Consider the following 12025-nt stretch of genomic DNA (forward strand, 5'->3'; position numbering starts at 1 on the left):
TTTCTCCGGGGTGCGGGCCGTCGCCGTTGCCGCGCTCAGGCGAGAGGCGTGTCCAGGACCGCCTTGCGGTGGCTGAACGTCTCCAGTGAGTAGCGGCCGTGGTAGCTGCCCATGCCGCTCTCGCCGACCCCGCCGAATGGCAGGTCCGAGACGGTCAGGTGGGCCAGCGGCAGCCCGATCCCGACGGCGCCCGAGGACGTCTCGGCGACCAGCCGTTCGCGTACCGCGTCCGATTCGGTGAACGCGTACAGGGCCAGCGGCTTGTCCCGGTCGTTGATGAACGCGATCGCCTCGTCGAGGCCGTCCACCGTGACGACCGGCAGCACCGGGCCGAAGATCTCCTCCCGCATGACGGGCGCGTCCGGTGCCACGTCGGCCAGCACGGTCGGGGCGATGTACTTGCCGTCCCGGTCGTACGTGCCGCCGGTCACGGTGCGGCCCGAGCCGAGGAGGGCGGTCAGCCGGTCGAAGTGGCGCCGGTTCACGATCCGGCCGTACTCCGGGTGCGTGGAGGCGTCCGCCCCGTAGAGCTCCTCGACGGCGGTGGCGAGCGCGTCCGCGAGGGCGGGGGCGGTCTGCGGGTCGGTCAGTACGTAGTCGGGGGCGACGCAGGTCTGGCCCGCGTTCAGGAACTTGCCTGCTGCCAGCCGTCCCGCGACGGCCTTCAGGTCCGTGTCCCGGTCGACGAAGACCGGCGACTTGCCGCCCAGTTCGAGGGTCACCGGGGTCAGGTGCTTCGCCGCGGCGGCCATCACGATCCGGCCCACCGTGCCGTTGCCGGTGTAGAAGATGTGGTCGAAGCGCTCGGCGAGCAGCGCGGTGGTCTCGGGGACCGCGCCCTCCACGACGGCGACCGCGTCCTCGTCGAGGTAGCGGGGCAGCAGCCGTGCGACGGCCGCGGAGGTGGCGGGCGCCAGTTCGCTCGGCTTGGCCAGCACGGTGTTGCCGGCGGCCAGCGCGCCGACGACCGGGGCGAGCAGCAGCTGGACCGGGTAGTTCCAGGGCGCGATGACCAGGACGACGCCGAGCGGGTCCTGCACGGTGCGTGCCGTGGCCCCGCCGAGGCGGGCCGGTACGGGGGCGGGCTCGGGCCGCAGCCACTCGGCCAGGTGCTCCAGTGTGTGGTCGATCTCGCGGACCGTGAAGTCGATCTCGGTGCGGTAGGCCTCCTTGCGGCTCTTGCCGAGGTCGGCGTGGAGCGCGTCGGCCAGTTCGTCACCGCGTTCGGTGAGCAGCGCGCGCAGCTGCGTGAGCTGGGCGGTGCGCCAGTCGAGGCTCTTGGTGCGGCCGGTACGGAAGGTGCAGCGGAGGCGGTCGACGGTCTCGGCCGGGGTCTCGACGGGGGCGAGGGCGTCGACGATCTCGTGGGCGAGCTGCTCGGAGGAGGCCGGGTTCTGGCCGGTGTGCAGGGTGCGGTCGGTGACGGTGTTCGGGGCGAAGGGGGCGGCGGCGGTGTAGTCGGCGCCCAGTTGGACGAGCCGGTCCTCCAGCAGCCAGGGCGCCTTGTCGGCGAGCCCGCCGATGGACTCCTCGGCGTTGCTGAAGCCGGTCATGCGGTAGCCGGCGAAGGGCCAGGAGCCGTCCTCGCGGCGGGCGGCGAGCAGGGCGGCCGGGGCGTGGCAGAGCATGCCGAGGTGGGTGCCGGAGTCGAGCGCGGCGGTCAGCAGCCGCCCGGAGAGCTCGCTGACGGCGAGGTCCTCCATGGGCCCGTGGCCGCCCGGGTAGAACACGGCGTCGTAGCGGTCCGGGTGGATGTCCTCCAGCCGGGCCGGTGCGCGGAGCTCGGGGCCGATCGAGTCGAGGTACGCGGCGACGGTGTCGGCCTGCGCCTGTCCGCCGTTGGCGGCGGCGCTCAGGCTGCCCGCGTCGACGGTGGGGGTGACGCCGCCGGGGGTGGCGAGGGTGACGGCGTATCCGGCTTCGGTGAAGACCCGGTGCGGTGCGGCCAGCTCCTCGGCCCAGAACCCGGTGGGGTGGGTGGTGGCGTCGTTGAGGGTCCAGTGGTCGGCGCCGGTGAGAACGAACAGTACGGAGGGCATGGGGGTACTCCCTGCAAAGCTGGCGAGCGGGTCTGGCTCAGAACTTGATATGCTCAAGCAATTCATTTCATGTAACTGCCAAATATTGAGCATGTCAAATAAATGTCGGCTGATGCCGATCGAAGAATGGCCGACCATGACCACCGAACCGACGCCCCGCGCCGACACTGCTCCGGACGATCGGGCCGCCCCCGCCCCGGAAGACCTCCTGGAGCCGCTGGCCCTCGTCGTGCGCGGCCACCACGACGACCTCACCGCCGTCGCCGCCCGCCACGGACTGTCCACCTCGCAGGCCCGCGCGCTGATCGCGCTCAACGCGCCCATGCCGATGAGCGCCCTGGCCGCCCACCTCGTCTGCGACGCGTCCAACGCCACCGGCCTCATCGGCCGCATGGAGGCCCGCGGCCTGGTCGTCCGCACCCCCGCACCTGGCGACCGCCGCTCCAAGGTCGCGAGCCGCACCCCCGAGGGCACCGCGCTCGCCCACACCATCCGCGCCGAGATGCGCGCCGTGCACGGCGCCCTCGAAGCGCTCACACCGCAGGAGCGCACAGCGCTGCTGCCGCTGCTCGAACGGCTGGGGCGGCTGCTGTACGCGCGGTAGCCGGCGGGGGCCGCCGGCGCCCGGTCAGGCTCCGGCGGGCCCGGGACGCCCGTAGCGCCCCGGGGTCGTACCCGTGTGCCGTACGAAGTGGCGGTTCAGGTGGGCCTGGAGACGGGCGAGCTGTTCGTCGTTCCCCGAGGAGTGGAGCACTGCCCCGTGGCGGACGGGGAGACCGCGATCCTGCTGTTCGAACCGGCCGGAACGCTCAACACCGGTGACGCCGGGGGCCCGATGACGAAGGCGGCCGAACCGCTCGACCGCCCGTGAAGCACCGCGGGGCCGGGGCCGGGCATCCTGCCCGGACCCGGCCCCGCACACACCGGTCAGACGCCGGGCGCGGGATCGTCCAGGCCGCCGCTCTCACGCCGCTTGAGCTCGTCCTCGCGGCGGCGCAGGTCCGCCTCCCAGTCCTTGAGGACCGCCTCGTCCTGCTGGTTCTCTTCCTTCAGGGACTTGAGGAACTCGGGATTGTCGTCCGGCGCCACCCACCGGGAGCGCCCGTTGCGGTGCCACTCCGAGGGCGTACGGCCGTCGGCCGGCACCTCGCGCACCTTGCCCGCGGCCAGCCACACGATCGGGCCGACGATCCAGAACAGCAGGATGATGAAGACCCAGGCGATCTTCGGCAGGTGCTTCGCCTCGTCCTCCGGGGTGTTCAGGCAGTCGATGAACGCGAAGATCGTCAGCGCCAGCGGCAGGAGATAGATCAGGGCCCGGAGCATGGTGGAAGTTTCCCCCCGAGGAGAGTTGGCGGGGCGAAGCCCCGCCCCGGTGACGGGCCCAGGGTAGCGGGTGGCCGATACTGGGGCGTATGGCTTACGACGATCTTCGATCCCTCCTCCGGGCTCTGGAGCGCGAGGGCGAGCTCAAGCGCATCAAGGCCGAGGTCGACCCCTATCTGGAGGTCGGTGAGATCGTCGACCGGGTGAACAAGGCCGGCGGGCCCGCGCTGCTCTTCGAGAACGTCAAGGGCTCCTCGATGCCCCTGGCCATGAACGTGTTCGGCACCGACAAGCGGCTCCTGAAGGCGCTCGGGCTGACGTCCTACTCCGAGATCAGCGACAAGATCGGCGGGCTCCTCAAGCCGGAGCTGCCGCACGGCTTCGTCGGCGTCCGGGAGGCCTTCGGCAAGCTCGGCACGATGGTCCACGTACCGCCGAAGAAGGTGAAGGCGGAGAACGCCCCCGTCCAGGAGGTCGTCCTCACCGGCGACGACGTGGACCTGGACCAGCTGCCCGCACTGTTCACCTGGCCCAAGGACGGCGGCTCGTTCTTCAACCTCGGGCTCACCCACACCAAGCACCCCGAGACGGGCGTGCGGAACCTGGGGCTCTACCGGCTCCAGCGCCATGACCGCCGCACCATCGGGATGCACTGGCAGATCCACAAGGACAGCCGCAACCACTACCAGGTCGCCGCCAGGCGCGGCGAACGCCTGCCGGTCGCCATCGCCTTCGGGGCGCCGCCCGCGGTGACGTACGCCTCCACCGCGCCGCTGCCCGGCGACATCGACGAGTACCTGTTCGCCGGGTTCATCCAGGGCAAGCGCATCGAGATGGTCGACTGCAAGACCGTCCCGCTCCAGGTCCCGGCCAACGCCGAGGTCGTCATCGAGGGCTGGCTGGAGCCCGGTGAGACGCTGCCCGAGGGACCGTTCGGCGACCACACCGGCTTCTACACGCCGCAGGAGCCGTTCCCCGCGCTGACCATCGACTGCGTGACCATGCGCAAGCGTCCGCTGCTCCAGTCGATCGTGGTCGGCCGGCCGCCGACCGAGGACGGGCCGCTGGGCCGGGCCACCGAGCGGTTCTTCCTGCCGCTGCTCAAGATCATCGTGCCGGACATCGTGGACTACCACCTGCCCGAGTCCGGTGGCTTCCACAACTGCGCGATCGTCTCGATCGACAAGAAGTACCCGAAGCACGCCCAGAAGGTGATGAGCGCCATCTGGGGCGCCCACATGATGTCGCTGACCAAGCTGATCGTCGTCGTGGACTCCGACTGCGACGTCCACGATCTGCACGAGGTGTCCTGGCGGGCGCTCGGCAACACCGACTACGCGCGGGACCTGACCGTCGCCGAGGGGCCCGTCGACCATCTCGACCACGCCTCCTACCAGCAGTTCTGGGGCGGCAAGGCGGGCATCGACGCGACGGAGAAGTGGCCCGAGGAGGGCTACACCCGGGACGGGGGCTGGCCGGACATGGTCGAGTCCGACCCGGACACGGCGGCGAAGGTCGACCGCCGGTGGAAGGAATACGGACTGTGAGCGCCGCCGAAGCGACCCTGGGCTCCGAGCCCGCGCGACCGAACAGCAAGGTCAGAGCGTTCCTGCGGCTCGTGATGATCGAGCACTCGGTCTTCGCGCTGCCCTTCGCGTTCATCGCCGCCCTCACCGCGATGTTCCACGACGACGAGTCGATCCACTGGGTCACCCTGCTGCTCGTCACCGTCGCGATGGTCGGGCTGCGCACCTTCGCGATGGCCGCGAACCGGATCATCGACCGGGAGATCGACGCCCGCAATCCGCGCACCGCCGGGCGTGAGCTGGTGACCGGCGCGGTGTCGGTGCGCTCGGCGTGGACGGGGGCGCTCGTCGCCGTCGTCGTCTTCCTCGGCGCGGCGGCGCTGCTCAACCCGCTCTGTCTGGCCCTCGCACCGCTCGCGGTGATCCCGATGGTCGTCTACCCGTACGGGAAGCGGTTCACGAACTACCCGCACGCGATCCTGGGTATCGCCCAGGCCATGGGGCCGGTCGGCGCCTGGCTGGCGGTGACCGGGAGCTGGTCGTGGGACGCGGTGATCCTGGGGCTCGCCGTCGGGATCTGGATCGGCGGCTTCGACCTGATCTTCGCCTGCCAGGACGTGCAGGCCGACCGCGCCCACGGGGTGCTGTCGTTCCCGGCGCGCTTCGGCATCCCGGCGGCGCTGTGGGGCGCGCGGGTCTGTCACGCGGTGACGACGGGACTGCTGGTCTGGTTCGGCCTGGCCACCGGGGCGGGGCTCTTCTACTGGATCGGCATGGTGATCGTCGCCGTCGCCTTCGTGTACGAGCACCGGGTGGTGCGGCCGCACGATCTGTCGCGGCTGAACCGGGCGTTCTTCTCGGTCAACGGGTTCATCGGAATGGCCCTGTTCGCGTGTGCCCTGCTGGATCTGCTGCTGCGGGGCCTGACGGTCTGAGCGGCCGGGCGCCCCGGCGCAGGACGAACGCGGCCAGCGCCCCGCCGGCCAGGCCGAAGAGGTGGCCCTGCCAGCTGACGCCCGGGTCGGTCGGCAGGACGCCCTGGAGCAGCGAGCCGTACACCGCGGCGACGATCACGCCGATGACCACGTCCAGCGGGCGGCGGTCCACGAAGCCGCGGACCAGCAGGTAGCCGAAGAGGCCGAAGACCACGCCCGACGCGCCGAGCGTGATCGTGTTCGCAGGGGCGACGAGCCAGACGCCCAGGCCGCCGGTGACGATCACGGTGAGCACCACGCCGGCGAAGCGGCGCAGCCCGCCCAGCGCGGCTATGAAGCCGAGGACCAGCAGCGGGACGCTGTTCGACGCGACGTGGGCCCAGCCGCCGTGCAGGAAGGCGGCGGGCACGATGTCGAGCAGTTCACCCGGCTCGCGGGGGCTTATCCCGTGGCTGTCGAGGCTGTGGCCGGTCGCGAGGTCGATGCCCTCCAGGACCCAGAGCAGCCCGACCCAGCCCAGCATGACCGCGCCCGCCGCGAGGACGCGGGCCCCGGTCGTCATGCGCATGCCGTTCATGGAACGCCCCCCTTCACACGTCGGAACGCACGGAGCCCCTGGCTCGGTTCCGGATGGCGCGTGCCGGATAGGCTCGGTTCTGTGGATTCCGGGATTTCAGTGAGTCAGCAGCAGCGGCAGCCTTGGATTGTCGGGGTTTCGGGCGCTTCGGGCACGCCATTCGCCGCCGCGGTGCTGCGTGGTCTGCTGGCCGCGGGGGAGAGCGTCGATCTCGTGGTGAGCCGGGCGTCGCGGCTGACCCTGCTGGACGAGACGGGGATCGCGTTCCGCGACGCGCACTGGCAGGAGGACCTGCGCGGCTGGCTGGCGCGTGGCGCCGACGGCAAGCCGCACACCTTCGACGTGGACGTGTCGGGGGTACGGCACTGGGCGGCCGGTGACCTGGCGGCCGGGCCGTCCTCGGGTTCGTACCCGGCGAAGGGCATGCTGATCGTCCCGGCCTCGACGGCGTGCGTGGCCGGGGTGGCGCTCGGGCTCTCGAAGGATCTGCTGCAGCGGGCCGCGAGCGTGACGCTCAAGGAGCGGCGGAAGCTGGTCGTCGCCGTCCGCGAGACCCCGCTCAGCGGACAGACGCTCAAGGCGCTGGTGGCCCTGGACGAGGCGGGCGCGGTCGTGCTGCCCGCCTCTCCGGCGTTCTACGCGGGTGCGACGCACATCCAGGATCTGGTGGACTTCGTCGCGGGGCGGGTGCTGGACGCGGCAGGGGTGCCGCACCAGCTGTACCGCCGCTGGGAGGGAGAGCTCGGTGGCGGCTCCCGTGGCTGAACCGGGAGGGGTCAGCGCTTCTTGGGCGCGCGCGGGGTGCGGGTCCGGTCGACCCGGTGCGCGGCGGCGGGCTGATGGGCACGCGAGCGGTTGGCCAGGTCCTGCAGCTCGCGCATCCGGGCGTAGGCCATCTCGATCGTGTACACGGTGTTCTCACTCCTGAAGATTCGAAGATTCGAAAGCATTTTTTGGATGCTCGGGAAGATTTGCAGGCTCTGACGCCTGCGTGCCTTAGATTCTACACATAGACTCGCGATACTGCTGATTAATGGAAGGTTCCATTCACATGGACGCGGTGGACAGGCAGCTCATCCAGGCCCTCAGGGAGAACGGCAGGGCCTCGTACGCCGAGCTGGGCCGGCTCGTGGGGCTCTCCGGGCCCAGCGTCACCGACCGCATCAACCGGCTGGAGTCCGCCGGGGTCATCACCGGCTACCGCGCCACCGTCGACGCGGCCTCCCTGGGCCTCGGCGTCACGGCCCTGATCGGCATCTCGCTCTCCGACGCCGCCGACCACGAGGACGTCGCGCACCGGCTGAAGGACCTCGCCGAGATCGAGGACGCCTGGTTCATCGCGGGGGACGACTCCTACATGCTCAAGGTGCGCGTCGGCGACGTGGACGGCCTGGAGAAGACCATCCGCCGCCTCAGCGGCACCCGGGGCGTCTCGCGCACCCGCACCACGATCGTGCTGTCCACCAAGTGGGAGAACCGCGTCGGCGAGCTGCCCGAAGAGGGCTGACGGGGAGAGCCGAGGGGGTCCCCGGGCCGCTCCGGGCGGGGGAGTACGGTGAGCGAAGTCTGTTACGTAGAGAAATGGGAGGCGCCCTAGTGGACGCGGGACTCAAGCGCGAGCTGGAGCAGAAGGTCCGGGCCGGCGAGCGGCTGACCCGCGAGGACGGGATCGCGCTCTACGAGTCCGACGACCTGGCCTGGCTCGGCGGTCTGGCCCATGAGGTGCGTACGCGCAAGAACGGCGACGTCGTCCACTTCAACGTCAACCGCCACCTCAACATGACGAACGTGTGCACCGCGTCCTGCGCGTACTGCTCGTTCCAGCGCAAGCCGGGCGAGAAGGACGCGTACACGATGCGCATCGAGGAGGCCGTGCGCCTCGCGAAGGCGATGCAGGGCGAGAACCTCACCGAGCTGCACATCGTCAACGGGCTGCACCCCACCCTGCCGTGGCGCTACTACCCGCGTTCGCTGAGCGCGCTGAAGGAAGCGCTGCCGGAGGTCTCCCTCAAGGCGTTCACCGCCACCGAGATCCACCACTTCGAGACCATCTCCGGGCTCTCCGCCTCCGAGATCCTCGACGAGCTGATCGACGCCGGTCTGGAGTCGCTGACCGGCGGCGGCGCGGAGATCTTCGACTGGGAGGTCCGTCAGCACATCGTCGACCACGCCACCCACTGGGAGGACTGGTCGCGCATCCACCGGCTCGCGCACGAGAAGGGTCTCAAGACCCCGGCGACGATGCTGTACGGGCACATCGAGGAGCCCCGTCACCGCGTCGACCACGTGCTGCGGCTGCGTGAGCTCCAGGACGAGACCGGCGGCTTCCAGGTCTTCATCCCGCTGCGCTACCAGCACGACTTCGTGGACATGAAGGACGGCAAGGTCCGCAACAAGCTCCAGGCGCGCACGACGATGGCGACCGGCGCGGAGGCGCTGAAGACCTTCGCGGTCTCCCGGCTGCTCTTCGACAACGTCCCGCACGTCAAGGTGTTCTGGGTGATGCACGGTGTGCAGACCGCCCAGCTCGCGCTGCAGCACGGCGCGGACGACATGGACGGCTCGGTCGTCGAGTACAAGATCACGCACGACGCGGACAACTACGGCACGCCGAACAAGCTCGGCCGCGAGGACCTGCTGGACCTGATCCGCGACGCCGGCTTCCGGCCCGTCGAGCGCAACACCCGGTACGAGATCCTCCGCGAGTACCCGGGCCCGGACGCGGACCGGCGCGAGTCGCCGCAGCCCATGCGGGTCTGAACCCCGGCGCGCCCCCGGGGTGCGCGCAACGCCGTACGAGAGCTCCGGCCGCCGTCCCCGGCCGGAGCTTTCTCGCGTTCCGGACAGGGTTTGAGGGCAGCGTCCGTAATAGTTAATCTGCCTGTATGGCACTTACGTTTGAGTTGGACCCGCCGTTCGACAGGCCGCTGCGGGACGGCATCGCCGCACTCTGGGCCGATGTGTCCAACGCGGGCGGCGCGGTGGGCTTTGTGCCGCCCGTCACGGTCGAGGACGTCCGGCCCGAGCTGGTCAAGCACCTCGTCGCCATGACCGAGGAGCGCACCCGGCTGCTGGTCGGCCGCGACGAGGACGGCGCCGTGGCCGCCACCGCCTTCCTGACCCGCAACACCCACCGGCTGATGACGCACTGGGTCTGGCTCTACACGGTGATGGTCCACCCCCGCCACCAGGGCCGGGGCTACGGACGCGACCTGATGGCCTCGGCCGCCGACGCCGCACGCTCCATCGAGGGCATCGAGGCCATCCGGCTCACCTGCCGGGGCGGCACGGGCGCCGACCGCTTCTACGCCGCCTGCGGCTACAAGGAGGTCGGGCGGGTGCCGGGGGCGATCCGGGTGGCCGACGGGGACGACCGCGACGACATCGTCATGCTGCTGCCGCTCGGCTGAGGAGGGCGGGCTCCTCAGGGGTCCTCGGAGCCTCTCGTCGAACCGGCCCTTGTGCGGAGCCCCGCGAACCGCTCGATTACGGGGCATGCTTCACTGGACGGGCAGGACTGTCACGTAGAGAGAAGGCGAGCTGTGTCCGCTGCAAAGCCGAGCGCAATGATCCGGTACACCGCGATGCGTCTCAGTATCTTCGTCGGCTGCTTCGCGCTCGCCGCCGTGGCCGTCAACTACGGGCTGCTGCCGTCCGGGGCGGGCGGCTCGAACATCATCTGGGTCATCCTGCTCGCCCTCGTGCTCTCCGCGCCGCTCAGCTACGTACTGCTGCGCAAGCAGCGCGACGAGATGTCCGAGCAGATCGTGTCCAAGGTCGACCGGACCAAGGCGCGCCTGGAGGCGAACCGGACCCGCGAGGACAGCGTCACCCAGTAGGGGAAATGTAAGCTGCCTCACACCCGCACCAATTCTTCCCGAAACCCCAGCGCTGGAGCGAACGCTCCTGTACTGGGGTTTTCGCGTTCCCCCGGGGCCAGTTGGGGACTGCTGCCGGGTGTCGCCGGGTGTACAGGCGCAGTCTCACATCAAAGAAGACCTTTGAGGTTCTCAAAGTTCAAGTGTTAACGTGTTCGGCATGAAGACAGCTGTGCGCCTACGACCTGCCCCGAGCATCCCGCTCGTGGCGCGCCTGCATGTCGATCTCTGCCGCTGTATGTCCGCGGTCTGTTGCCGCAACGTCTGAACGGCATCATGCAGCGGCGCCGCCTCTGACGCGGGCGCCGCACCCCGTCCCCTCCGCACACCGTCCCCGTGCGTCCCGATGCGTCACATCTGGAGTGTGTCCGTGTCCGCGAACCCCGCGTCCGCCACCACCGAAGAGCCCTCCGGCTCCGGTTTCCGCATACCCAAGGTCCCGTTCTGGGCCCAGATAGTCGCCGGTCTCGTCCTCGGCGTACTGCTCGGCTGGCTCGCCCGCAGCCAGGACATCGGCTGGCTCTACACCACGCTCGACAAGGTGGGCCACATCTTCGTCCAGCTGCTGAAGCTGGCCGTCGCCCCCCTCGTCTTCTTCGCGATCCTGGTGTCGGTCACCAATCTGCGCAAGGTCAACAACGCCGCCCGGCTGGCCGGCCGCACCGTCCTCTGGTTCATGATCACCTCACTGATCGCGGTCGCCATCGGCCTCGCGATCGGCCTGATCACCAACCCGGGCTCCGGCACCGGCCTCTCGCCGAAGGACGGCAAGCTCTCCGAGACCAAGGGCTCCTGGCTCGACTTCCTGACCGGCATCATCCCGGACAACGTGATCACGCCGTTCACCGAGCTGAACGTCCTCCAGATCGTCTTCATGGCCGCCGTCGCGGGTATCGCCGCGATCCAGCTCGGCGAGAAGGCCAAGCCGATCCTCACCCTCAGCGAGTCGATCCTGGAGCTCCTCCAGAAGGCCCTGTGGTGGGTCATCCGGCTCGCCCCGATCGGCACCATCGGCCTCATCGGCTACGCCATCGCGGACTACGGCTGGGACCTGATCGGCAAGTACGCGACCTTCACCGCCGACGTCTACATCGGCTGCGCCCTGGTCATGTTCGGCGTCTACCCGCTGCTCCTGGCCACCGTCGCCAAGGTCAGCCCGCTCCAGTTCTTCAAGGGCGCCTGGCCCGCGATCCAGCTGGGCTTCGTCTCGCGCTCCTCGGTCGGCACCATGCCGGTCACCCAGCAGGTCACCGAGCGCCTCGGCGTCCCGAAGGAGTACGCCTCCTTCTCGGTCCCGTTCGGTGCGACGACCAAGATGGACGGCTGCGCCGCGATCTACCCGGCACTGGCCGCGATCTTCATCGCGCAGATCTTCGACGTCCAGCTGGGTGTCGGTGACTACATCCTGATCGCGTTCGTCTCCGTGATCGGCTCGGCGGCCACCGCCGGCCTCACCGGCGCCACGGTCATGCTGACCCTGACCCTGTCGACCCTGGGCCTCCCGCTGGAGGGCGTCGGCCTGCTGATGGCCATCGACCCGATCCTGGACATGATGCGGACCGCCACCAACGTGACCGGCCAGGCCCTCGTCCCGGTGCTGGTCTCGGCCCGCGAGAAGATCCTCGACCACGACATGTACAACTCGGCCTCGGCCTCCCCGGTCGACGGAGCCGAAGCCGAGGTCCGCGACAGCGAGCCGGACCGGGTGCCCGTCGCCGTCTGACCGGCTCCCGCCCGTCGTTCG

The 12025-nt window shown here is 70.0% G+C and carries 14 protein-coding genes and 1 pseudogene; 10 read left to right on the top strand and 5 right to left on the bottom strand.

The window, feature by feature from the left end; translation table 11 throughout:
- Positions 1-35: 35 nt before the first annotated feature.
- Together ACGFU6_RS23475 and ACGFU6_RS23480 are read right to left on the bottom strand one after the other, a co-directional pair.
- Positions 36-1361 (bottom strand): aldehyde dehydrogenase family protein, encoded by a 1326-nt coding sequence (locus ACGFU6_RS23475; protein ID WP_393613662.1) that lies wholly within the window; start codon positions 1359-1361, stop codon positions 36-38.
- Positions 1347-2039 (bottom strand): annotated as a pseudogene (locus ACGFU6_RS23480) (type 1 glutamine amidotransferase domain-containing protein); the annotation flags it as partial. The pseudogene ACGFU6_RS23480 and the gene ACGFU6_RS23475, both read right to left, overlap by 15 nt.
- A gap of 136 nt (positions 2040-2175) precedes the next feature.
- Between ACGFU6_RS23480 and ACGFU6_RS23485 the strand changes: the two are divergent.
- Together ACGFU6_RS23485 and ACGFU6_RS23490 are read left to right on the top strand one after the other, a co-directional pair.
- A complete protein-coding gene (locus ACGFU6_RS23485) occupies positions 2176-2643 on the top strand; it encodes a MarR family winged helix-turn-helix transcriptional regulator (RefSeq protein ID WP_393613544.1) in 468 nt (155 codons plus the stop codon).
- Positions 2644-2718: 75 nt separating this feature from the next.
- Positions 2719-2910 carry a hypothetical protein gene (locus ACGFU6_RS23490; protein WP_393613546.1) on the top strand — a complete coding sequence of 64 codons (192 nt, stop codon included), beginning with the start codon at positions 2719-2721 and terminating at the stop codon, positions 2908-2910.
- Between the two features lie 56 nt (positions 2911-2966).
- On the opposite strand, the gene ACGFU6_RS23495 is transcribed toward ACGFU6_RS23490, so the two are convergent.
- Positions 2967-3365: a PLD nuclease N-terminal domain-containing protein gene (locus ACGFU6_RS23495; protein WP_393613548.1), complete on the bottom strand. Its 399-nt coding sequence runs from the start codon at positions 3363-3365 to the stop codon at positions 2967-2969.
- Positions 3366-3454: 89 nt separating this feature from the next.
- Here ACGFU6_RS23495 and ACGFU6_RS23500 point away from each other — a divergent pair, with 89 nt between their 5' ends.
- Both ACGFU6_RS23500 and mqnP read left to right on the top strand, forming a co-directional pair.
- Positions 3455-4912 (top strand): menaquinone biosynthesis decarboxylase, encoded by a 1458-nt coding sequence (locus ACGFU6_RS23500; protein ID WP_393613550.1) that lies wholly within the window; start codon positions 3455-3457, stop codon positions 4910-4912.
- Positions 4909-5826, top strand: a complete 918-nt coding sequence (mqnP, locus tag ACGFU6_RS23505) for a menaquinone biosynthesis prenyltransferase MqnP (RefSeq protein WP_393613551.1) — start codon at positions 4909-4911, stop codon at positions 5824-5826. Before ACGFU6_RS23500 ends, mqnP begins: the two co-directional genes overlap by 4 nt.
- Here the strand turns inward: mqnP and ACGFU6_RS23510 are convergent.
- Entirely contained in the window at positions 5762-6403 is a 642-nt protein-coding gene (locus ACGFU6_RS23510; protein ID WP_393613553.1) for a rhomboid family intramembrane serine protease, read from the bottom strand. The two genes, mqnP and ACGFU6_RS23510, sit on opposite strands and share 65 nt — an antisense overlap.
- A gap of 99 nt (positions 6404-6502) precedes the next feature.
- On the opposite strand from ACGFU6_RS23510, the gene ACGFU6_RS23515 reads away from it, so the two are divergent.
- Entirely contained in the window at positions 6503-7168 is a 666-nt protein-coding gene (locus tag ACGFU6_RS23515) for a UbiX family flavin prenyltransferase (RefSeq protein WP_123525385.1), read from the top strand.
- Positions 7169-7179: 11 nt separating this feature from the next.
- On the opposite strand, the gene ACGFU6_RS23520 is transcribed toward ACGFU6_RS23515, so the two are convergent.
- A complete protein-coding gene (locus tag ACGFU6_RS23520) occupies positions 7180-7314 on the bottom strand; it encodes a hypothetical protein (RefSeq protein WP_260255715.1) in 135 nt (44 codons plus the stop codon).
- 140 nt (positions 7315-7454) lie between these two features.
- On the opposite strand from ACGFU6_RS23520, the gene ACGFU6_RS23525 reads away from it, so the two are divergent.
- From ACGFU6_RS23525 to ACGFU6_RS23545, 5 genes are all read left to right on the top strand, one after another.
- A complete protein-coding gene (locus ACGFU6_RS23525; RefSeq protein ID WP_073737182.1) occupies positions 7455-7910 on the top strand; it encodes an Lrp/AsnC family transcriptional regulator in 456 nt (151 codons plus the stop codon).
- Positions 7911-7999: 89 nt separating this feature from the next.
- A complete protein-coding gene (gene mqnE, locus ACGFU6_RS23530; RefSeq protein WP_073737183.1) occupies positions 8000-9163 on the top strand; it encodes an aminofutalosine synthase MqnE in 1164 nt (387 codons plus the stop codon).
- Positions 9164-9288: 125 nt separating this feature from the next.
- Entirely contained in the window at positions 9289-9813 is a 525-nt protein-coding gene (locus tag ACGFU6_RS23535) for a GNAT family N-acetyltransferase (RefSeq protein ID WP_393613555.1), read from the top strand.
- Positions 9814-9987: 174 nt separating this feature from the next.
- Positions 9988-10242 carry a DUF4229 domain-containing protein gene (locus ACGFU6_RS23540; RefSeq protein ID WP_051386654.1) on the top strand — a complete coding sequence of 85 codons (255 nt, stop codon included), beginning with the start codon at positions 9988-9990 and terminating at the stop codon, positions 10240-10242.
- 409 nt (positions 10243-10651) lie between these two features.
- Positions 10652-12004 carry a dicarboxylate/amino acid:cation symporter gene (locus tag ACGFU6_RS23545; RefSeq protein WP_393613557.1) on the top strand — a complete coding sequence of 451 codons (1353 nt, stop codon included), beginning with the start codon at positions 10652-10654 and terminating at the stop codon, positions 12002-12004.
- The last annotated feature ends 21 nt before the right edge of the window (positions 12005-12025 follow it).

Source organism: Streptomyces sp. NPDC048462 (assembly GCF_043200175.1).
Lineage (GTDB): Bacteria > Actinomycetota > Actinomycetes > Streptomycetales > Streptomycetaceae > Streptomyces.